The sequence below is a fragment of the Streptomyces sp. NPDC058295 genome (assembly GCF_042880655.1).
Taxonomy (GTDB): Bacteria; Actinomycetota; Actinomycetes; order Streptomycetales; family Streptomycetaceae; genus Streptomyces; species Streptomyces coriariae.
In genome coordinates, this window is record NZ_JBHVYO010000001.1 from 238211 (window position 1) to 258720 (window position 20510).

The 20510-nt window shown below is 69.8% G+C and carries 18 protein-coding genes and 1 tRNA gene; 8 read left to right on the forward strand and 11 right to left on the reverse strand.

From position 1 onward, the window contains the following. Window positions 1–43 precede the first annotated feature (43 nt). The 5 genes from ACFVYS_RS01070 (at window position 44) to ACFVYS_RS01090 (ending at window position 6391) form a co-directional block, all read left to right on the forward strand. Window positions 44–1510, forward strand: a complete 1467-nt coding sequence (locus ACFVYS_RS01070) for a cellulose binding domain-containing protein (RefSeq protein ID WP_389497601.1) — start codon at window positions 44–46, stop codon at window positions 1508–1510. A 283-nt stretch (window positions 1511–1793) separates the two neighbouring features. Beyond that, the gene (locus ACFVYS_RS01075) at window positions 1794–3110 is read left to right on the forward strand and encodes an ABC transporter substrate-binding protein (protein WP_389497603.1); all 1317 of its coding nucleotides are present in this window, start codon (window positions 1794–1796) and stop codon (window positions 3108–3110) included. A 33-nt stretch (window positions 3111–3143) separates the two neighbouring features. Further along, window positions 3144–4124, forward strand: a complete 981-nt coding sequence (locus ACFVYS_RS01080) for a carbohydrate ABC transporter permease (RefSeq protein WP_389497605.1) — start codon at window positions 3144–3146, stop codon at window positions 4122–4124. After that, complete coding sequence (locus ACFVYS_RS01085; RefSeq protein ID WP_389497607.1) at window positions 4121–5005, forward strand: carbohydrate ABC transporter permease; 885 nt, start codon at window positions 4121–4123, stop codon at window positions 5003–5005. The genes ACFVYS_RS01080 and ACFVYS_RS01085 overlap by 4 nt, the downstream gene beginning before the upstream one ends. Window positions 5006–5074: 69 nt before the next feature. After that, the gene (locus tag ACFVYS_RS01090; protein WP_389498012.1) at window positions 5075–6391 is read left to right on the forward strand and encodes a glycoside hydrolase family 36 protein; all 1317 of its coding nucleotides are present in this window, start codon (window positions 5075–5077) and stop codon (window positions 6389–6391) included. Between the two features lie 497 nt (window positions 6392–6888). Here ACFVYS_RS01090 and ACFVYS_RS01095 read toward each other — a convergent pair whose 3' ends face one another. The 4 genes from ACFVYS_RS01095 to ACFVYS_RS01110 form a co-directional block, all read right to left on the reverse strand. Beyond that, complete coding sequence (locus ACFVYS_RS01095; RefSeq protein WP_389497609.1) at window positions 6889–8319, reverse strand: GH1 family beta-glucosidase; 1431 nt, start codon at window positions 8317–8319, stop codon at window positions 6889–6891. 153 nt (window positions 8320–8472) lie between these two features. Continuing rightward, entirely contained in the window at window positions 8473–9360 is an 888-nt protein-coding gene (locus ACFVYS_RS01100; RefSeq protein WP_389498014.1) for a carbohydrate ABC transporter permease, read from the reverse strand. A gap of 41 nt (window positions 9361–9401) precedes the next feature. Then, entirely contained in the window at window positions 9402–10412 is a 1011-nt protein-coding gene (locus ACFVYS_RS01105) for a carbohydrate ABC transporter permease (RefSeq protein ID WP_389498016.1), read from the reverse strand. A gap of 5 nt (window positions 10413–10417) precedes the next feature. After that, window positions 10418–11746 (reverse strand): ABC transporter substrate-binding protein, encoded by a 1329-nt coding sequence (locus ACFVYS_RS01110; RefSeq protein WP_389497611.1) that lies wholly within the window; start codon window positions 11744–11746, stop codon window positions 10418–10420. 451 nt (window positions 11747–12197) lie between these two features. Between ACFVYS_RS01110 and ACFVYS_RS01115 the strand changes: the two genes are divergently transcribed. Further along, complete coding sequence (locus tag ACFVYS_RS01115) at window positions 12198–13253, forward strand: LacI family DNA-binding transcriptional regulator (protein ID WP_062648188.1); 1056 nt, start codon at window positions 12198–12200, stop codon at window positions 13251–13253. A 13-nt stretch (window positions 13254–13266) separates the two neighbouring features. Here ACFVYS_RS01115 and ACFVYS_RS01120 read toward each other — a convergent pair whose 3' ends face one another. The 5 genes from ACFVYS_RS01120 to ACFVYS_RS01140 form a co-directional block, all read right to left on the reverse strand. Next, the gene (locus ACFVYS_RS01120) at window positions 13267–13779 is read right to left on the reverse strand and encodes a GNAT family N-acetyltransferase (RefSeq protein ID WP_389497614.1); all 513 of its coding nucleotides are present in this window, start codon (window positions 13777–13779) and stop codon (window positions 13267–13269) included. 66 nt (window positions 13780–13845) lie between these two features. Further along, window positions 13846–13918, reverse strand: a tRNA-His gene (locus ACFVYS_RS01125). Window positions 13919–14014: 96 nt separating this feature from the next. Further along, on the reverse strand, window positions 14015–14617 hold the full coding sequence (gene orn / locus ACFVYS_RS01130; protein WP_389497616.1) for an oligoribonuclease: 603 nt from the start codon (window positions 14615–14617) through the stop codon (window positions 14015–14017). A 115-nt stretch (window positions 14618–14732) separates the two neighbouring features. Continuing rightward, window positions 14733–15965: a helix-turn-helix domain-containing protein gene (locus ACFVYS_RS01135; protein ID WP_389497618.1), complete on the reverse strand. Its 1233-nt coding sequence runs from the start codon at window positions 15963–15965 to the stop codon at window positions 14733–14735. A 377-nt stretch (window positions 15966–16342) separates the two neighbouring features. Further along, entirely contained in the window at window positions 16343–16672 is a 330-nt protein-coding gene (locus ACFVYS_RS01140) for a hypothetical protein (RefSeq protein WP_389497620.1), read from the reverse strand. 389 nt (window positions 16673–17061) lie between these two features. Between ACFVYS_RS01140 and ACFVYS_RS01145 the strand changes: the two genes are divergently transcribed. Together ACFVYS_RS01145 and ACFVYS_RS01150 are read left to right on the forward strand one after the other, a co-directional pair. Further along, complete coding sequence (locus ACFVYS_RS01145; RefSeq protein WP_020131791.1) at window positions 17062–17589, forward strand: universal stress protein; 528 nt, start codon at window positions 17062–17064, stop codon at window positions 17587–17589. A gap of 148 nt (window positions 17590–17737) precedes the next feature. Beyond that, window positions 17738–18304: a GPR1/FUN34/YaaH family transporter gene (locus tag ACFVYS_RS01150; RefSeq protein WP_389497622.1), complete on the forward strand. Its 567-nt coding sequence runs from the start codon at window positions 17738–17740 to the stop codon at window positions 18302–18304. 100 nt (window positions 18305–18404) lie between these two features. Here ACFVYS_RS01150 and glmS read toward each other — a convergent pair whose 3' ends face one another. Together glmS and ACFVYS_RS01160 are read right to left on the reverse strand one after the other, a co-directional pair. Beyond that, on the reverse strand, window positions 18405–20222 hold the full coding sequence (glmS, locus tag ACFVYS_RS01155; RefSeq protein ID WP_389497624.1) for a glutamine--fructose-6-phosphate transaminase (isomerizing): 1818 nt from the start codon (window positions 20220–20222) through the stop codon (window positions 18405–18407). 24 nt (window positions 20223–20246) lie between these two features. Next, the gene (locus ACFVYS_RS01160) at window positions 20247–20504 is read right to left on the reverse strand and encodes a hypothetical protein (RefSeq protein ID WP_020131788.1); all 258 of its coding nucleotides are present in this window, start codon (window positions 20502–20504) and stop codon (window positions 20247–20249) included. Window positions 20505–20510 lie beyond the last annotated feature (6 nt).

A 20510-nucleotide genomic window follows, 5' to 3' on the forward strand; every position in this document is an offset into this window, starting at 1 on the left:
CCCACCCCCGGGAACTCCCGTGAGCAGTGAAGGCAGGCACGTGATGAGCACGCATCGGCGCAGGATCAGTGGCAGGAACAAGATGATCGGCGGTGCGGTCGCCGCGGCCGTGGTGGGCGGTGGGGCCGTTCTGCTCGGCGGTACCGCGCAGGCGGCCGGGGTCGGGGCTGCCTACACCAGGACCAGCGACTGGTCGACGGGGTACACCGCGCAGTACGTCGTGACGAACAACAGCGGTCGGGCGAAGGCGGACTGGAAGCTCGAGTTCGATCTGCCGGCCGGGGCGAAGCTGGGCTCCCTGTGGAACGGCGAGTCGGCCGTCAGCGGGCAGCACGTCACCGTCTCGCCGCCCGGGTGGGACACCGACGGGCTCGCCGTCGGGGAGTCCGTCACCGTCGGATTCGTCGTCAACGGCAGCGGGGATCCCGCCGGTTGTCTGGTCGACGGCGCCAAGTGTTCCGCCGACGACGGCGCGACGCCCGAGCCGAGTGGCAGGCCGACCCAGAGCGCGAGTCCCACCACGGCCCCGAGTCCGACCGCCACCTCCTCGCCCTCCTCTCCGGCGACCACCTCTCCCGCCCCGAGCACCAGCGCGAGCACCGGTACCGGCACCACCGCCTCCGCCGGGTTCGCCCCCTACGTCGACACCTCCCTGTACCCCGCCTTCGACCTCCTGGCGAGCGTCAGCGCGACCGGGGTGAAGGACTACAACCTGGCGTTCGTCACCGACGGCGGCGGCTGCACGCCCAAGTGGGGCGGGGTGACCGACCTCGCGAGCGACGGCGTGGCCGCGCAGATCGGGGCCCTGCGGGCCAAGGGCGGTGACGTCCGGGTCTCCTTCGGCGGCGCCTCCGGCTCCGAGCTGGCGACGACCTGCTCCTCGGCGGACGCGCTGGCGGCGGCGTACGGAAAGGCGGTGGACGCCTACCAGCTGACCAAGGTGGACTTCGACATCGAGGGCGGCGCGCTGCCGAATGCGGCGGCCAACACCCGCCGCGCCCAGGCGATCGCGAAGCTCCAGCAGCAGCATCCGAATCTGAACGTGTCGTTCACCCTTCCCGTCATGCCCGAGGGGCTGACGCAGGACGGGGTGAACCTGCTGGCCGGCGCCAAGTCCGCCGGCGTCGGCATCGACACCGTCAACATCATGGCGATGGACTACGGGCCGGCGTACAGCGGCGACATGGGGACCTATGCCGAACAGGCCGCCACCGCCACCCAGGCGCAGGTCAAGAGCGTCCTCGGGCTCAGTGACAGCGCGGCCTGGAAGGCGGTCGGGGTCACCCCGATGATCGGTGTGAACGACGTCACGTCCGAGATCTTCAAGGTCGACGACGCCACCCAGCTCGTCGCCTTCGCCAAGGCCAAGGGGCTCGGCCCGCTGTCGATGTGGTCGGCCACCCGGGACAAGCAGTGCGCGGGCGGGGCCAAGAACTACGCGGACGCGACATGCAGCTCGATCGTCCAGGCCGACTCCGCGTTCTCGAAGGCGTTCGCCGCCTACAAGTGATCACTACCTTCAAGTGATCAGTGCCTTCAAGTGATCGCTGCCCACAAATGATCGCCGCCTGTAAGTGAGCAATTAAATGATCAAGAGGGGGAGCGGGAATTGATCACGTAAGTGATCAAGGTGCGTCGATTACGTTTCGACAAATGAAGCCAGCGGCTCTTGACGCATGACCGGACATACGGCTGTTATTGCGCCACCCCGTGTTCGGTCAAGTTGATTTCTGGTCGATTGTGACCGGCTTTCAGCCACACTCCGTGGCCGAACCTCGCGTCAGGAGCCGCTCATGCACCACCTCTCCCCCTCCGGCCGTCTCGCTCTCCCCTCCCCGAGCCGTCGTACCCTCCTGCGCGGTATGGGCGGCGCGGCCGTGCTCGGCGCCGGCATACCCCTGCTCTCCGCCTGCGGCGGCAGTGGCACCGCGGCCGACCCGAAGACCGTCACCCTCGGCTCCAACGCCTCCGACGCCGTCCCGAAGAAGGCCTTCGCGGAGATCTACGCGGCCTTCAAGAAGCAGTCCGGAATCACGGTCGACGTGAACACCAAGGACCACAACACGTTCCAGGAGCAGATCAACTCCTACCTCCAGGGCACCCCGGACGACGTGTTCAACTGGTTCGCCGGCTACCGCATGCAGTTCTTCGCGGCCAAGAAGCTCGCCACCCCGATCGACGACGTGTGGCAGCAGATCGGCGGCGACTTCCCCGACGCGATGAAAGCGCTCAGCAAGGGCGAGGACGGCAAGTACTACTTCGTGCCGCTGTACACGTACCCCTGGGCGCTCTTCTACCGGAAGAGCGTCTTCCAGCAGCACGGCTACACCGTCCCCACCACCTGGGACCAGCTCGTCGCCCTGTGCAAGCAGATGAAGAAGGACGGCCTCGTCCCGATCGCCTTCGGCGACAAGGATGCCTGGCCCGCGCTCGGCACCTTCGACCAGATCAACTTCCGCACCAACGGCTACGACTTCCACGTCGAACTGATGGCGGGCAAGGCCTCCTGGACCGACGCCAAGGTCCGCAAGACCTTCGACCACTGGGCCGAGATCCTCCCCTACCACCAGGACGGCGCCGTCGGCCGCACCTGGCAGGACGCCGCCCAGACCCTCGTCTCCAAGAAGGCCGGCATGTATCTGCTGGGCACCTTCGTGGCGCAGCAGTTCACCGACCAGACCGACGCCGACGACCTCGACTTCTTCGCGTTCCCGGAGATCGACCCGGCCTACGGCCAGGACACCGTCGAGGCGCCCACCGACGGCTTCATGCTCTCCAAGGCCCCGAAGAGCAAGGCGTCCGCCGTCAAGCTCCTGCAGTACCTGGGCACCCCGGAGGCCGAGGCGATCTACCTCAAGGCCGACCCGAGCGTCGTCGCCGCCTCCTCCAAGGCCGACACCTCCTCGTACACCGCCCTGCAGAAGAAGGCGTACGCGATGATCAGCGGCGCCAAGCACCTGACGCAGTTCATGGACCGTGACAGCCGGCCCGACTTCACCTCCACGGTGATGCAGCCCGCGCTCCAGAAGTTCGTCCGCGACCCCAAGGGGATCGACAGCCTGCTGACGTCGATCGAGCGTCAGAAGAAGACGATCTTCGCGTCCGGCTGAGACGCTCGAGCCGAGGCGGATGAGCACCGACACATGAGCTCCGAAACGACCACGAAGATCCCGGAGGCGGCCGCCGAGCCGTCTCCGGGCACCGCGACCCCGAAGAAGTGGGCTCCGCAGGGCCACCGGCGCCTGCTGACCCGCCGCGACCGGCTCACGCTCGGCCTGATGGCCGGCGTGCCGACGGTCCTGCACGTGGCCCTCGTCTGGGTCACCGCCCTCGCCTCCGTCGCCCTGGCCTTCACCACCTGGGACGGCATCGGCTTCGACTCGATCAAGTGGGTGGGCCTGGACAACTTCAGGGAGCTGTTCAGCAACAACCCGCAGTTCTGGCCCGCCGTCCAGCACAACGTCGTCTGGTTCGTCGTGCTCATCCTGGTCCCGACCCCGTTCGGGCTCTTCCTGGCGGTCCAGCTGGACAAGAGGATCCGGTTCAGCCGGGTCTACCAGACGGCCTTCTTCCTGCCGGTCGTGGTCTCCATGGCCGTCATCGGCTTCGTCTGGCAGCTGGTCTACAACCCGGACACGGGCCTGATCAACAGTCTGATCGGCGCCAACGAGCCGGGCCACTACATCGACTGGATCGGCGACCCGGACCTCAACCTCTGGGCCATCCTCGTCGCCGCCTCCTGGCGGCACGCCGGCTACATGATGATCCTCTACCTGGCCGGCCTGAAGAGCGTCGACCCGGCCCTGCGCGAGGCCTCCGCCCTGGACGGCGCGAACGAGTGGCAGACGTTCAAGAACGTCATCTTCCCGACCCTGCGGCCCACGAACACCGTCGTCCTCGTGGTGACGATCATTGAGGCCCTGCGCGCCTTCGACCTGGTCTTCGTCTTCAACAAGGGCGCCCAGGGGACCGAGCTGCTGTCGATCCTGGTCACCAACAACATCATCGGCGAGTCCAGCCGCATCGGATACGGATCGGCGATCGCCGTCGTCCTGCTGGTGATCTCCCTCGCCGTGATCATCCCGTACCTGATCGCGACCTTCCGGAAGGAGCGGCGAGCATGAGCGCGACCCTCGCGTCCAGGCAGCGCACCCCCGTCCGCCCCGCCCGGATCCTGCTGCACACCTTCCTCGTCGTGACGTCCCTGGCGTGGCTGGCGCCCCTGCTGTGGGCCCTGTTCGCGGCCCTGCGCCCCTACGCGGAGACCAGCGAGAAGGGCTATGTCTCCTGGCCCGACAGGCTCGGCCTGGACAACTTCACGAACGCGTTCCAGCAGTCGGACATGCTGCACTACTTCGGGAACACGCTGCTGATCGCGGTCCCCGCCGTGCTCGTGACCCTCTTCCTGTCGTCGTGCGTGGCGTTCTACGTCAGCCGCTTCGACTTCCGGGTCAACCTGTTCCTGCTCCTGGTGTTCACGGCCGGCAACCTTCTTCCGCAACAGGTGATCATCACCCCGCTGTACCGCCTGTACCTCCTGGTCGACCTGCCGGGCATCACGGTCAGCGGCAAGCTCTACGACTCCGCGCTCGGCCTGGTCTTGATCCACGTGGCGTTCCAGTCCGGCTTCTGCGCCTTCGTGCTGAGCAACTACATGCGCTCGCTGCCGCACGAGCTGACCGAGGCCGCGCTGGTCGACGGCGCGTCCGTGTGGCGGCTGTACTGGCAGATCGTGCTGCCGCTGTGCAAGCCCGCGATGGCGGCCCTGGCGACCCTGCTCTCCATCTGGATCTACAACGACTTCTTCTGGGCGATCGTGCTGATCTCCACCGGTGAGAACATGCCGATCACCTCGGCCCTGAACAACCTCTCCGGCCAGTACTTCACCGACCCCAACCTGGTCGCCGCCGGCGCCCTGCTGACCGCGATCCCCACGTTGATCGTGTACTTCGTGCTCCAGCGCCAGTTCGTCAGCGGCCTGACCCTGGGCGCCAACAAGGGCTGACGCCCGCCCCTTCCGTCTCCGCCCGCTGCCCTCCGTCTCCGCACGTCCCTCCCCGTGAAAGAGAACCCCGTGCACCACCCCTTCACCCCGGTGGCCGCCGTCCCCGTGGACCCGCGTCGTGCCCGCGTCCACGAGGAGGGCTGGCAGTCCTGGAGCCCGAGCGGCGCCTACGCCCTCCGCGACACCCCGTACCGCCCGACGAACGACAACTGGGCGACGGTCTGCTACCGCCCCGGGATCACCGTCCCCGCGGGAGTCTTCCAGGGGGAGGGGCTGCTCGCCCTCGACCCCGGCGACGGCTCACCGGTACGGCTGTGGGCGGCGCCGGACCCGGTGCGGGAGGTGCCGTCCATCCGCCTCACCCGGGCCGGATCCGTGGCGGAGATCAGCGCCGACGGCCCGGTGAAGGAGTACACGGGCACCGACATCCAGGCGCTCCTGGCCGACTGGGCCGCCGGGCTCGGCCTGCCGGCCCCCCGTCCCGCGCCGACCGTCTGGTGCTCCTGGTACGAGTACTTCACCGCCGTCACCGAGGACGACATCCACGAGAACCTCCGCGCGATGGACACCCTGGACCTGCCTGTCGACGTCGTCCAGATCGACGACGGCTACCAGCGCGCCCTGGGCGACTGGCTCGTCCTCTCGGGCCGCTTCCGCTCCCGTTCCGGCATCGCCGACGCCATCCGCGCCCGGGGCCGCCGCGCGGGCATCTGGACGGCACCCTTCCTGGTCGACCCGAGCAGCGAACTGGCCACCCGGCACCCCGACCGGCTGGTCCGCTCCGCCGACGGCGGCTTCGCGCACGCCGGCCACAACTGGGGCCACGACCTTCGGGTCCTCGACACCACCCACCCCGAGGCGGCGGCGTACCTGACGGACGTCTTCCGGACGCTGCGCGCCGAGGGCTACGACTACTTCAAGGCCGACTTCCTGTACGCGGGCGCGCTGGACGGCGTACGGCACGACGGCACCGTGGACGCGCTGACGGCGTACCGCTCGGGCGTCGAGCTGATCCGCGCGGCGATCGGCCCGGACGCGTACCTCCTGGGCTGCGGCGCGCCGATCCTGCCCTCCCTCGGACTCTTCGACGCGATGCGGGTCAGCCCCGACACGGCCCCGCACCGCCGTCCCGAGGCCGACGACTACAGCCAGCCCGGCCAGGACCCGGCGGAATTCACCGGCGCCGGCCGCCAGTGGCAGCACGGCCGGCTCTGGACCAACGACCCGGACTGCCTGATGGCCCGTCCGGCGGTGGAGACCCGGGAGCGGTGGGCCGCGCACGTGGAGGCGACCGGCGGCCTGATGGCGTCCAGCGACCGGCTGCTGTCGCTCGACATCTGGGGCGTGGACACCACCCGCCGTCTGCTGTCGGGAGGCGACCGGTGACGTGTCGCGTGCGGTGACGCCCGCCCGCCACTGGCTGACGCCGCCGGCCGGTGACACCGCCACCTGGTGACACCGCCGGCCCGGGGACACCGCCGGCCGGGAACGCGGATGTGCAGCAGCACGCGCTGAAGGACGTCGCCAAGGCCAAGAACGCCAGGTTCACCTCCCGGTTCGGTGAGCCGACCTGGCGCAGGAAGTTCAGACACGAGGGCTTCCGTGCCATCGGCACCGCCCGCGTGCCCGAGTACGACGCAGACGGCTCGGTGAAGCTGAACGCGAAGACCGGCAGCCCAGACCGGACCGACCTCGCCCGAGCTCATGTCGCTCCTCCCCGTACGCCCCCGCCGACGCGCCGACACCTCCGGCGACAGGAGGGCCGTGGGCGCAACGAGCGTGCCACGGATCCCGCCGACCCGGACGGAAGGCGGACAGGAGCGATCACCGGCGAAGGGCGCGGCAGGCCCCCAGCCCGCCGCGCCCTCTCCCCGCTCCCCGGGTCAGTTGGTCTCGGTCGGCGCCAGGGTGCCCGTACGGGCCGCCTGGCTGTACCACAGGGCGCTCGACTTCGGCGTGCGGGTCAGCGTCGCGTAGTCGACGTACACCGCGCCGAACCGCTTCTCGTAGCCGTACGCCCACTCGAAGTTGTCCAGGAGGGACCAGAGGTAGTAGCCCCGCACGTCCGCGCCGTCCGCGATCGCCCGCCGGACCGCCGCGAGGTGGCCGTTCAGGTAGGCGATGCGCTCGGGGTCGTGGACACGGCCGTCCGAGTCGGGCTTGTCGTCGTAGGCCGCGCCGTTCTCCGTGATGTAGAGGGGCAGGCCCGGCGCCTCCGCCGTGTAACGCATGATCAGCTCGTGCAGGCCGGTCGGGTCGATGGACCAGCCCATCTCCGTGCGGTCGCCGGGCGTCACGTGGAAGGCCACGTCGTCCGCGCCCGGCCACGGCGAGTGGTCGCTCGCACCGTGACCGTCCGAGCGGGGTCCCTCCACCGACGCGTCCGCCGCCGAGACCAGCGTGGGCGTGTAGTAGTTCAGGCCCAGCGCGTCCAGCGGCTGGTGGATGGCGCGCAGATCGCCCTCGTGGACGTACGACCAGTCCGTCAGCGACGAGGTCGCCGCCAGCAGGGTCTCCGGGTAGGCACCCCGCAGGATCGGGCCGTGGAAGACGCCGTTGGCCAGGTCGTCGATCTTCTGCACCGCGGCCAGGTCCGCCGGGTCACCCGGGGAGAGCGGGCGCACCACCGAGGAGTTGAGACTGATCGCCACCGAGTTGCGGGCCGGCATGGCCGTGCGCAGCGCCGAAGTGCCCAGCCCGTGCGCCAGGTTCAGGTGGTGCGCCGCCTTCAGCGAGGCCACCGGCTCGGTACGGCCCGGCGCGTGCACCCCGGACGCGTAGCCCAGGAACGCGCTGCACCACGGCTCGTTCAGCGTGATCCAGTTCTCCACGCGGTCGCCGAGCGCCTCGCCGACGATCTGCGCGTATTCCGCGAACCGGAACGCCGTGTCCCGCTCCGGCCAGCCGCCGGCGTCCTCCAGCTCCTGGGGGAGGTCCCAGTGGTAGAGGGTGACGGCGGGCTTGATGCCCGCCGCCAGCAGCTCGTCCACCAGACGGCGGTAGAAGTCCAGGCCCACCTGCACCGCGGGGCCGCGCCCGGTCGGCTGGACCCGGGACCAGGAGATGGAGAAGCGGTACGTGGACAGGCCGAGCTCCGCCATCAGCGCCACGTCGTCGCGGTAGCGGTGGTAGTGGTCGACAGCGATGTCACCGGTTTCGCCACCGGCCGTCTTGCCCGGCGTATGGCTGAAGGTGTCCCAGATCGAGGGGGTACGGCCGCCCTCGCGCACCGCCCCCTCGATCTGGTACGCGGAGGTCGCGGCACCCCAGAGGAAGGCGGGCGGAAAGGTCACCGGAGTAATGGGCTCAGGCATGGAAGCGCTCCCATGGGTGGTCGTCGAGACCGACGAGGTCGGGGGGGAAGTGGTGCGGAGGGGGCCGGGGCGGCGGTGACCCGGCCCCCGTGAGGTCACGGACGGACGAACGGGAGGGCGTCGTGAGGCGTCGTACGCGGTCGCGACGTGTCCTCAGCCCTTCACGGCGCCCTGCATGATGCCGCCCACGATCTGCTTGCCGAAGATCGCGAAGACCAGCAGCAGCGGCAGCGTGCCCAGCAGCGCGCCCGCCATGATCAGGGACTGGTCCGGGGTGTACCCGCGGCCGAGGCCCGCGACCGCGACCTGCACGGTCGGGTTGCCGGTCTGGCTCAGCACCAGGAACGGCCACAGGAAGTCGTTCCACGTCTGCACGAACATCAGCATGCCGAGCACCGCCATCGCCGGGCGCGCCGCGGGGAACACCACGTGCCACACCACGCGCCAGCTGCTAGCGCCGTCCACCCGGGCCGCCTCGATGATCTCGTCGGGCAGCGCCTGGATGAGGTACTGCCGCATGAAGAACACACCGAACGCGCTCACCAGCGACGGCAGGATCACCGCCTGGAGCTGGTCCGTCCACTCCAGCTTGGCGACCATCATGTACAGCGGGATGATGCTCAGCTGCGGCGGCACCATCATCGTGCCGATCACGATCAGCATCAGCGCGCCCCGGCCCCGGAACCGGAGCTTGGCGAAGGCGAACCCGGCGATCGTCGAAAGGAAGACGATCGTCGCGGCCGAAGTCCCCGCCACGATCGTCGTGTTGACGAACGCCTTGCCCAGGTTCGCGTCGTTCCAGGCCACGTCCAGGTTGTGGAAGAGGTTGGAGCCGAACACGAACGGCGGCGGGTTCTGCGCCAGCCGGTTGTTGTCGCGGGACGCCGCGATCGCCGTCCACACCAGGGGGAACAGCGAAACGATGGTGAAGACGCCCAGGATGATGTAGGCGATCGGTCCGCCGTGCATCTGCCCGCCGGCCCGCGCGGACTTCGGCCGGCGCACCTTCCGGGCCGTCGGCACGGCGTCCTCGGGTTGCACGGACTTCGCGGTCGTTGTCGTCGTCGTCACGGCCGGTACTCCTAACTACTGGCGCGCAGCCGGCGCGAGATGACGTAGTTGACGATGCCGATCACGATCAGGATCAGGAACATCGTCCAGGCGATCGCCGAGGCCCGGCCCAGGTGCTGGTTCACCCAGCCCTGCTCGTACAGGTACAGACCCAGCGTCTGGAACTGGTGCTCCGCGCCGCCCGACGCGCCCTTGTTGGCGTCGAACAGCAGCGGTTCGCCGAAGACCTGACTGGCGCCGATCGTCGAGACGACGACCGTGAACAGGATCGTCGGCCGCAGCGACGGCAGCGTCACGTGCAGGAACTGCTTCCAGCGGCTGGCGCCGTCCAGCGCCGCCGACTCGTACAGGTCCTGCGGGATCGCCTGCATCGCGGCCAGGTAGATCAGCGCGTTGTAGCCGGTCCACCGCCAGATGACGATCGACGAGACGGCGATCTGCGACGGCCACTTGTCGTTCTGCCAGTCGACCGCGTCGATCCCGACGAAGTGCAGCGCCCAGTTGATCATGCCGTAGTCGCGCCCGAAGAGCAGCACGAAGACCAGCGAGGCGGCCGCGATCGAGGTCGCGTACGGCGCGAGCATCGCGACCCGGTAGAAGGTCGAGGCGCGCAGCTTGTAGTTGAGGATGTGGGCGAGGCCCATGGCCATCAGCAGCTGCGGAACGGTCGAGATGATCCCGATCGTGAGCGTGTTCTTCGCCGCGTTCCAGAAGAAGTCGTCCTCGAAGATGCGCGTGTAGTTGCGCATCCCCACCCACGTCATGTCGGTGGGCGCGGTCAGCTCCACCTGGTGCAGCGACGCCCAGCCGGTGTAGACCAGCGGGAACAGGCCGAATGCGAGGAACAGCAGGAAGAACGGCGAGACGAAGGCGTACGGGCTCCAGCGCTTGTCCCGCTGCCAGCGGCGGGAGAGCCGGGCGCGGTGCCGCTGCTCCGCCTCCGTGGGAACGGGGGCCGGGCGGCCCGGGGCCGCGCCCCCCTCCTTGGTGGGGGGCGCGGCGGTGTCGTGGCGGGTGGCCATGCGGGTCACTTGTCCAGGTTGTTGTCGATGGTCTTGGTGGCCGTCTTCCAGGCCTCCGCCGCCGACTTGCCCTTCGTCACGAGGATGACGCCGTTGTCGGTCAGGCCCTGCTGGATGATCTGGTCCTTCGGGCCGATGACCTGCACCGGAGCCGTCTTGGCGGCCTCGGAGAAGACCGTACCGATCGGCGAGTCACCGGTCATGTCGTTCTTCGCGCCGGTCACCTCGGGCATGGTGTACGCGCTCGGCGTGCTCGGGAAGGAGCCCTGCACCTTGAACAGCTTCGCCTGCTGCTCGGGCGCGGTCAGCCAGGTGATGAACGCCTCGGCCTCCTTCACGTGCTTGCCGCTCTTCGGCACGCCCAGGAAGGAGCCGCCCCAGTTGCCGGACTTGGGCGCGACGGCCACGTCCCACTTGCCGGCGTCCTCGGCCTTGGCCTTGCCCTTGATGGTGCCGAGCATCCACGGCGGGCAGGCGATGGTGGCGAACTTGCTGTTCGCGATCGTGGTGTCCCACGACTGCTGGAACTGCGTCTGGGCCTGGACCAGGCCCCCCTCGGCGGCCTTCGCGGTCAGGTCGAAGGCGGCCTTCACCGCCGGGTTCGTCTTGTAGATGATCTCGCCGGAGGAGTCGTAGAACTTCTCCTTCTCACTGCTGAGAATGGCGTTGATCAGGCCGCCGGGGGAGTCCATGAAGAAGGTGCCCGCCTTGGCCTTCTTCTTGTACTGCTCACCGGTGGCGACGAACTTGTTCCAGTCACCGGCCCACAGCTTGCCGACCGCCTCGCGGTCGGTGGGCAGACCGGCCGCCTCGAAGAGGTCCTTGCGGTAGCAGAGGGCCATCGGGCCGACGTCGGTGCCGAGAGCGATCGTCTGGCCGTCCTTGGTGGTGCCCTGCGACCACTTCCAGTCCAGCCACTTGCTCTTGTCGACGCCCGAGACCTTCGACATGTCCTCGAACTTGGCCGCCTGGGTGGCCACGACCTCGGCGATGTTGCCCACCTCGATGGCCTGGACGTCCATCAGGCCGCTGTTGGTGGTGAGGTGGTTGACGAGCGCCGGGTAGTAGTTCTCGTTCCGCTCCGTGACATTCTCAGCGATCTTGATGTCGGGGTGGAGCTTCTCGTACTCGGTGTAGAGACCGGCCTCCTTGAAGCCCATCGTGCCGAACAGACCCATCGTGATCGTCGTCTTGCCCTTGCCGCTGCCCGACGACGAACCGTCGGAAGCGTCGTCGTTGCCGTCGTCGGCACAGCCGGCCAGCAGCCCGGCGCCCAGCGACGCTACGGCCGCGAGGACCACCACCCGGCGGGTGGTTCGGGTACGTGCTCGCATTGCGTCCTCCTGTTGCCCTGACGTGCCGACCCCCCGGCCAACTGCATTGTTGGGCCCGTTAGTTACTCGCTGCGGCTCGGGCGGGGAACGTGCGGGATGTGTATGTGTCAGGTACCGTGGGAGCGCTCCCACAGGTGATGTGTTGAAGAGTCGTCGGTTCGGGCGGGGGTGTCAAGGGTGGGAGCGCGGAGAGATGCGTTCAGTTATCTGCCTGTTAGCTAACTCGGGGGGACAGCGCTTTCCGGCCGTGAGCGGCAACGGACGAGCCGTCCGGTGGCGGGGAGTTGGGCGCGCCCGGCGTCCTGGGACCGGGCCGGTCCGGCGTACGGGTGCGAGGTCCCGTGGGGTCGAAGCGGGTCCCCGGGGACGGTGGCCGTCGGCGAGGATGGGCTGAACGGACGGGGCTGTTAGATTCCAGGCCAGCGTGAACGACGGCGGGAAGGCGGGGCCCATGGCAAGCCACGGAGCGCGGAGCCGGAGCGGAGGGCGGCCGACTCTCGAAGAGGTGGCCGCACGCGCCGGTGTCGGCCGCGGCACGGTCTCCCGGGTGATCAACGGCTCGCCGAGAGTCAGTGACGCGACCCGCGCGGCCGTCGAGGCGGCCGTAGCCGAGCTCGGCTACGTCCCCAACACCGCGGCCCGTGCCCTGGCCGCCAACCGCACGGACGCGATCGCGCTGGTGGTCCCCGAGCCGGAGACCCGCTTCTTCGCCGAGCCGTACTTCTCGGACATGCTGCGCGGTGTGGGCGCGGAGCTCTCCGACACCGAGATGCAGCTGCTGCTGATCTTCGCGGGTAGCGATCGCGAACGACGCCGGCTCGCCCAGTACCTGGCGGCGCACCGCGTCGACGGAGTTCTCCTGGTCTCGGTCCACGCCGACGACCCGCTGCCCGATCTGCTGGCCCAGCTGGAGATCCCGGCGGTGATCAGCGGCCCGCGCTCCGCCGCGGAGACCCTCCCGTCGGTGGACTCCGACAACTACGGCGGCGCCCGCTCGGCGGTGGATCACCTGCTGTCCCGGGGCCGCACCCATATCGCCCACATCACGGGCCGCCTGGACGTCTACGGCGCCCAACGGCGCGTCGACGGCTACCGGGACGCCCTGCGCGACGCGGGATACCCGCCGGACGAGGGCCTGATCGCCCCGGGCGACTTCACCGAGGAGGGCGGACACCGCGCGATGGGGGAACTCCTCGCCCGCAACCCCTCCCTCGACGCGGTCTTCGCGGGCTCCGACGTCATGGCGGCCGGCGCCCGCCGGGCACTGCGCGAGGCGGGCCGCCGGCTCCCGGAGGACGTGGCGATGGTCGGCTACGACGACTCGGCGATCGCCCGGCACATGGACCCGCCGCTGACGAGCGTCCGCCAGCCCATCGAGGAGATGGGCCGCAGGATGCTGGACCTGCTCCTCACGGAGATCGCGGACCGCCGTCCCGCGGTGTCGCGGGGCCTGGAGCGACGCCAGGTCGTACTGGCGACGGAGCTGGTGGGGCGCTCCTCCTCCTGAGCGTGCCCCGGGTTCACGGCGCGACGACCAGCCGCCACCGCACCTCGCCGTCCTGCCGCTCCGCGGTGGCCGACAGCCCGGCGGAACGGGCCACGGCCGCGGACGCGTGATGGTCGGGGTGGATGTGGGCGACGATCGTGCGCACGCCCCGATCCCGTAGCAGGCCGACGAGTCCCGCGGCCGCCTCGCAGGCGAGGCCGCGACCCTGCCAGGGGGTACCGACGACCCAGGCGATCTCGGCGTGGTCCCGACCGGTCACGGTGGCCTGCAGGGTCCCGGCCGGCCGGTCGGCGTCCCGCACCCGCAGCACCCAGTTGCACCAGGAGACGGACGGATCCGGCGAACCGGCGACGAGCCGTTCGTAACGGGCGCGCAGGGCCTCGGGTGTGCTTGGGGCGCCGCCGATGAAGGTGTGCAGCGCGGGATCGCCCAGGACGACCGCCAGCTCGGCCGCGTGGTCGACGCGCAGCGGGACGACGTCGAGCCGGGCGGTCGCGAACGGCTCGGCGGTGAGGGTCGAGTGCATGACGCCTCCCGGGAAACACATCAGCCGGTGACCTCCCTTGCGGGAAGTCACCGGCTGATGACTCAGGGTGAGTGACGGGACTTGAACCCGCGGCATCCTGGACCACAACCAGGTGCTCTACCAGCTGAGCTACACCCACCACGCCCGGCAGTTGGACTTTGCGGTCTCCCTACCGGCCGAGAAAAAGTGTACAGGGTCCGAGGGGGTGCTCGCGCACGCCTTTTACGGGGCCCCGTCAGCCGCCCGGCAGGACGTGCTTCGCGGCGATGGTCCGAGCGGTGTCGGAGTCCGGGCCGGGCTGCGGCACGAAGACCGCCTCGCGGTAGTAGCGCAGTTCCGCGATGGACTCGCGGATGTCGGCGAGGGCGCGGTGGTTGCCGTTCTTCGGGGGGCTGTTGAAGTACGCCCGCGGGTACCAGCGCCGGGCGAGCTCCTTGATCGACGACACGTCGACGATCCGGTAGTGGAGGTAGCCCTCGAGGGAGGTCATGTCCCGCGCCAGGAAGCCGCGGTCCGTGCCGACGGAGTTGCCGCACAGCGGCGCCTTGCCCGGCTCCTTCACGTGCTCCCGTACATACGCCAGCACCTGGGCCTCGGCCTCGGCGAGGGTCGTCCCGCCCGCCAGCTCGTCGAGCAGCCCGGACGCGGTGTGCATCTCGCGCACCACCTCCGGCATCGTCTCCAGCGCCCGGGCCGGCGGGCGGATGACGATGTCGACACCGTCGCCGAGCACGTTCAGCTCGGAGTCGGTGACCAGGGCGGCAACCTCGATGAGAGCGTCGTCCGACAGCGAGAGGCCGGTCATCTCGCAGTCGATCCAGACCATGCGATCGTTCATGCGACCACCCTAAAGCTGACGTCGGCTTTTGAGATGCCCCGCGTGGACGCTCTCGTGCCCGGGCGCCGGCCGGGCCGGTGGGCCCGACCGGCACTCGAGAGGTTCGGTCACCTGCTCAGGTACTGCTGCGCTGCCCCGGCAGACTCGCCCGCGAGGTCGCGTAGGAGTCCCGCGCGTGCTCGGACGGCAGGGACGCCGACGAGCCCAGCGCGCCGGCCGCCGCCGAGGCCGTACGCCGCAGCTGCGGCGGTACCGGTCCCGGAGCGTCCGGGTGCAGCGCCTGCGGCGGGAGCGGCGGCGACGGTTCGTTGTCCGTCTGCCGTTCGCCCTGCGGCCTGCGGGCCCGGTACGCCGCCCGGTACGCCGCCGGGGACGAGCCGAGCTGCCGGCGGAAGTGGCCGCGCAGGGCCACCGGCGAACGGAAGCCGCAGCGCCCCGCGACCTCGTCCACCGAGTAGTCCGACGTCTCCAGCAGGCGCTGCGCCTGGAGCACCCGCTGGGTGATCAGCCACTGGAGCGGCGCGCTGCCGGTCAGGGACCGGAAGCGGCGGTCGAACGTGCGGCGGCTCATATAGGCGCGTGCCGCCAGCGTCTCCACGTCGAACTGCTCGTGGAGATGCTCCAGCGCCCAGGCGACGACCTCGGCGAGCGGGTCGGCGCCGATCTCCTCCGGTAAAGACCGGTCGAGGTAGCGCTCCTGGCCGCCCGACCGGCGTGGTGGGACGACCAGCCGCCGGGCCAGCGCGCCCGCGGCCTCGTTACCGTGATCTGTCCGCACGATGTGCAGACAGAGGTCGATTCCGGCCGCCGTGCCCGCCGATGTCAGTACATCGCCGTCGTCGACGAACAGTTCGCGCGGATCCACGTGTACCGACGGATAGCGCTTGGCCAGCGTCGGCGCGTACATCCAGTGGGTGGTGGCCGGGCGGCCGTCCAGCAGACCCGCGGCGGCCAGCACGAACGCGCCGGTGCACAGGCCCACGATGCGGGCACCCTCCTCGTGCGCCCGGCGCAGTGCGTCGAGCGCGTCCTCCGGCGGCGGAGAGGTGATCGAACGCCAGGCCGGCACGACGACCGTGCCCGCCCGTGCGATCGCCTCCAGGCCGTGAGGCGCGGTGAGTTCCAGGCCCCCTGTGGTCCGCAGCGGGCCTTCTTCGCCACCGCACACCAGCAAGCGGTAGCGCGGTACGCCGGCGTCCTGGCGGTCAATCCCGAACACCGACAGTGGAATGGAACTCTCGAAAATGGGGCCGCCGCTGAACAGCAGCACCGCGACGATCTCCTTGCGGCGTCGCCCGGAGAGTTTCCGGGCCGCGGCTTCCGGCGCGGCAGTGGAGTCGTGGCTCATCCTGCTAAGCCCCCCTCGGTGGTCGCGGCTCCTCGGTTGTGTCGCTCCTGCACGTTTCCCCTCGGTCCTGCACGAGTCCCCCGCCGTAGACAGTCAAGATCGAATCTAACGTGTCGCACAATGCCGGCGTGGCCAGTTCGCCACCCGGCAGATTGTCGACATGGCAACTTGGCGTGAAGCATTCGATCACGAAGCGTTGCACTCGTGGGCCGTGCAGGGAAGTGCGCCTCGGTGTGGTGGCCAATCCCCGTAGGGTGCGCAGGGCCCCTGAGGCCCTTTCCGTGCAGGTGGAACGGGGGGTGGGGGGTGGTGGGGGCAAGGGATGCGCCATCACCGGAAGTTGGCTGAAAAGAAGCGGGTCCGTGCGTGAAAACCGGTCAACCGACCGGTGAGTTTCCCCCGGAGTGACGACCGCCACGGTGTGACCCCGTCCCGGTGCGCTGATGGCGCCCCCGGGGGTGCGCCCGGAGCACGGGCTCCTCGTCCAGCAACCGGGCCGGGCACCGCTCGGACCGGCGCAGCAGCACCCGGCAGACGGCCGTGACGGCGGCTAGGCCCAGGGCGGTGCCGGTGGTGCCGGCCAGCGAGGTGCCGTACCAGAGGAGGACCACCGGGACCAGGAAGCAGCTGAAGGCCGCCCAGCGGATCAGGTCGGTCGACCGGTCGTCGCCGGGCCGGGGGTCGGGGGTGGCGCGGGGCGAGGGCACGGGGCGGGCTCCTTCCTGGGGCGGCGGTGCGGGGGCGGCGGTGCGAGGGGGCGGGGTGCGGCGGCGGTCGGGCGGCGGTGGTGGAGCGCCGGTGGTGGGGCAGCGGTGCACGGGGTTCAACGCCTGTTCGAGCGGTCGGTCACTGTCGGCGGCGGTCCCGCGTAAGTGAATCCTGTGCAAACCGCCTGTACGGGGCAGCAACCATTGCGTTACGGGCGTCCGCTCGTGCATGCTCCCTGGAACCCCCACCGGGGGCGTGCGGGAACTGGGCCTCGGAGGCGTGCCGCCGTACCCTTGGGGGTATGGGGTTGGGAAGATGATTCCCGGACAGCTCCGTCGATCACACCGCCGCGTCCCACCCGTATAAGGATCAATACGCCGAGACAGCCATGGCCGGTCACGAATTCTTCGAACCCGCGGACCGCAAGCGGCCCGTCGCCGACCCTACGGCGGCCGAGCCCCTGGCGGCGGAAGACGCACGCCACTCCTGCGATCCAGCCTTCAAGCACGGCGTGGTCGTCGGCTTCGACGGCTCCACGTCCAGTGAGCGGGCGCTCGCGTACGCCATCGGCATGGCCCACCGCTCCGGCTCCGGCCTGATCATCGTCCATGTCGCCAACCGGCTGCCCACCACGGTGTGGGCCGGCTGCGAGCCACCCGTCTTCGTCGACGTGCCGGACCACCGCACCGAGGTGCTCGGGCTGGAGCTCGCCTGCGCGGAGTACCTCGCCGAGGTGCCCTGGATCCTGGTCGAGCGCGGCGGCGACATCTGCCACGAACTCGAAGAGGTGGGGCGGGAGTACGAGGCCGACGCGATCGTCGTCGGCTCGACCCACGGGATCGTCGGCCGGATCTTCGGCTCGGTCGCGGGCCGGCTCGCCAAGCGGGCCAAGCGGCCCGTCGTTGTCATTCCGTAACTCGCCGTTCTCCCAGGTGAGATGAGATCTGGGTACGCCCGGCCCTCCTTGTCGCGCAGCATAAATCTACTGGCGCGTAGGGGTGTTTGTGTCTTTGTGAAGGGCATATACCGCTCACACAACTGCACATGCATGAAGGGAGCCCGCCGTGGACAACGACGTCTCTGCGGGAAGCAGCACCACCACGATCGCCGGCCGACTCGCCCTGGGTGTCACCCTGTTGGCCTTCGGGCTCGGGTACACCGACCTCATCGACGGCGTGACGGCTGCGGACGCCGTATCCATCGCCCACTACGTCGGCGGCGTCGCACTGTTCGTCGCCGGCCTGCTCGCCCTCCGCGACCGCGACGCGGCCGCCGGTGCCGCCTACACCGTCCTCGGTGCCTTCTGGTTCACCTGGGCGGTCTCCGCCGGTGCCCAGGTCTCCGACAACGCCGCGGGGCTCTTCCTGCTCCTGTTCGCCCTCGTGGCGCTCTCCTTGACCCTCGCCGGTGGCGACCGACTCGGCCAGGGCACCTACGGGTTGTTCTGCGTGGGGCTGGTGCTGATGGCCGTCGCCCGGTTCGCCGACAGTGACGGGCTCACCAAGGTCGGCGGCTGGTTCGCCGTCGCGGCGGGCGCGGTGGCCTGGTACGCGGCGACCGCGGCGCTGGCCCACTGGCCCACTGCGGTTCCGCGACGCGCTGCCCGCCCCGGCGTGACGGCCACGGGCTGATCGGCAGCCGACGCCGGGGAGTTGGGCGTCCCCGGCAGGAGAACGGCCCCCACGCGCAGGTGGCGCGCGTGGGGGCCGTTCTCTGTACGAGCGGGGAGGACTACTCCACCGTCACCGACTTCGCCAGGTTGCGCGGCTTGTCGATGTCGCGGCCGAGCGCCTTCGCCGTGTAGTAGGCGAGGAGCTGGAGCGGGATGCCCATCAGGATCGGGTCGAGCTCGTCCTCGTTCTTGGGGACGACGACCGTCTGGTCGGCCTTCTCCTGCTCGCGGTGGGCGACCGCGATGATCTTTCCGCTGCGGGCCTTGATCTCCTCCAGGGCGGCGCGGTTCTTCTCCAGCAGGTCGTCGTCGGGGACGATCGCGACCGTCGGGAGCGCGGGCTCGATGAGGGCCAGCGGACCGTGCTTGAGCTCGGAGGCCGGGTAGGCCTCGGCGTGGATGTACGAGACCTCCTTGAGCTTCAGCGAGGCCTCACGCGCGACCGGGTAGCCCCGGACGCGGCCGATGAAGAGCATCGAGCGGGCCTCGGCGAGCGTCTCGGCCAGCTTCTCGATCTCCGCCTCCTGCTCCATGATCTCGGCGATCTGCGCGGGCAGCTTGCGCAGGCCCTCGATGATCCGCTTGCCGTCGCGCACGGAGAGGTCGCGGGTGCGGCCCAGGTGCAGGGCGAGCAGCGCGAAGGCGACCGTGGTGTTGGTGAAGCACTTCGTCGAGACGACGCAGACCTCGGGGCCCGCGTGCACGTACACGCCGCCGTCCGCCTCGCGGGCGATCGCCGAGCCGACCACGTTGACCACGCCCAGCACCCGGGCGCCCTTGCGCTTCAGCTCCTGGACGGCCGCCAGCACGTCGTACGTCTCACCGGACTGCGAGACGGCGATGTACAGGGTGTCGGGGTCCACGACCGCGTTGCGGTAGCGGAACTCGGAGGCGGGCTCGGCGTCCGCGGGGATGCGGGCGAGCTCCTCGATCATCTGGGCGCCGATCATGCCCGCGTGGTACGAGGTGCCGCAGCCGAGGATCTTCACCCGGCGGATCTGGCGCGCCTCGCGGGCGTCCAGGTTGAGGCCGCCGAGGTGCACGGTGGAGAAGCGGTCGTCGATGCGGCCGCGCAGCACGCGGTCCACGGCGTCGGCCTGCTCGTGGATCTCCTTGTGCATGTAGGTGTCGTGGCCGCCCATGTCGTAGGAGGCGGCCTCCCACTCGACGGTGGTCGGCTCGGCCGTGGTGCGGGTGCCCTCGGTTGTGTAGGTGCGGAAGTCGTCGGCCTTCAGGGTGGCCATCTCGCCGTCGTCGAGGGTGACGATCTGGCGGGTGTGGGCGACCAGCGCGGCGATGTCCGAGGCGACGAACATCTCCTTCTCGCCGATGCCGAGGACGACCGGGGAGCCGTTGCGGGCGACGACGATCCGGTCGTTGAAGTCGGCGTGCATGACGGCGATGCCGTAGGTGCCCTCGACGACGCGCAGCGCCTCGCGGACCTTGTCCTCGAGCTTGTCGGCCTGGGCGCGGGCGATCAGGTGGACGAGCACCTCGGTGTCCGTCTCGGAGAGGAACTCGACGCCGTCGGCCTCGAGCTTCTTGCGCAGGTCGGAGGCGTTGTCGATGATGCCGTTGTGGACGACGGCGACCTTGAGGTCGGCCGACATGTGCGGGTGGGCGTTCACGTCGGAGGGGGCGCCGTGGGTGGCCCAGCGGGTGTGGGCGATGCCGGTGGTGCCCTTGAAGCGCGCCGGGACCTTGGCCTCCAGGTCACGGACCCGGCCCTTGGCCTTGACCATCTTCAGGCCGGCCGTCTTCGGCGAGGTGACGACGATGCCCGCCGAGTCGTAGCCGCGGTACTCGAGCCGCTGAAGGCCTTCGAGCAGCAGCGGGGCCACGTCACGCCTGCCGATGTATCCGACGATTCCGCACATATATAGGTATCCCCAAGCTTTCGATCACCCGTAGACGATGCGCCGCAGTTGCCTGAGCGTGAGCTCGGGCGGCGCCACCGCACGGTATTTCAGGTCCGCCTCGACCCGTTCGAAGATCTCCGCGTTGACCAGGCCCTGGGCCTGGAGCTCGCGGTGGCGGCGACGGACGTAGTTCTCGGTCGTCTCGTCGAAGTAGGCGAGCACGTCCTGGATCACCCGTAGCGCCTCGCCCCGCTGGAGGGGCGTGGAGCGCGTCAGGTGATCAACGAGTTCGTCGTGCACCCGGTA

Excerpts from the sequence above, each read along its gene's own strand:
- ACFVYS_RS01070 (WP_389497601.1), top strand. The coding sequence starts at position 44 with ATGAGCACGCATCGGCGCAGGATCAGTGGCAGGAACAAGATGATCGGC.
- ACFVYS_RS01075 (WP_389497603.1), top strand. The coding sequence starts at position 1,794 with ATGCACCACCTCTCCCCCTCCGGCCGTCTCGCTCTCCCCTCCCCGAGC.
- ACFVYS_RS01080 (WP_389497605.1), top strand. The coding sequence starts at position 3,144 with ATGAGCTCCGAAACGACCACGAAGATCCCGGAGGCGGCCGCCGAGCCG.
- ACFVYS_RS01085 (WP_389497607.1), top strand. The coding sequence starts at position 4,121 with ATGAGCGCGACCCTCGCGTCCAGGCAGCGCACCCCCGTCCGCCCCGCC.
- ACFVYS_RS01095 (WP_389497609.1), bottom strand. The coding sequence starts at position 8,319 with ATGCCTGAGCCCATTACTCCGGTGACCTTTCCGCCCGCCTTCCTCTGG.
- ACFVYS_RS01105 (WP_389498016.1), bottom strand. The coding sequence starts at position 10,412 with ATGGCCACCCGCCACGACACCGCCGCGCCCCCCACCAAGGAGGGGGGC.
- ACFVYS_RS01110 (WP_389497611.1), bottom strand. The coding sequence starts at position 11,746 with ATGCGAGCACGTACCCGAACCACCCGCCGGGTGGTGGTCCTCGCGGCC.
- ACFVYS_RS01115 (WP_062648188.1), top strand. The coding sequence starts at position 12,198 with ATGGCAAGCCACGGAGCGCGGAGCCGGAGCGGAGGGCGGCCGACTCTC.
- ACFVYS_RS01120 (WP_389497614.1), bottom strand. The coding sequence starts at position 13,779 with ATGCACTCGACCCTCACCGCCGAGCCGTTCGCGACCGCCCGGCTCGAC.
- orn (WP_389497616.1), bottom strand. The coding sequence starts at position 14,617 with ATGAACGATCGCATGGTCTGGATCGACTGCGAGATGACCGGCCTCTCG.
- ACFVYS_RS01135 (WP_389497618.1), bottom strand. The coding sequence starts at position 15,965 with ATGAGCCACGACTCCACTGCCGCGCCGGAAGCCGCGGCCCGGAAACTC.
- ACFVYS_RS01145 (WP_020131791.1), top strand. The coding sequence starts at position 17,062 with ATGGCCGGTCACGAATTCTTCGAACCCGCGGACCGCAAGCGGCCCGTC.
- glmS (WP_389497624.1), bottom strand. The coding sequence starts at position 20,222 with ATGTGCGGAATCGTCGGATACATCGGCAGGCGTGACGTGGCCCCGCTG.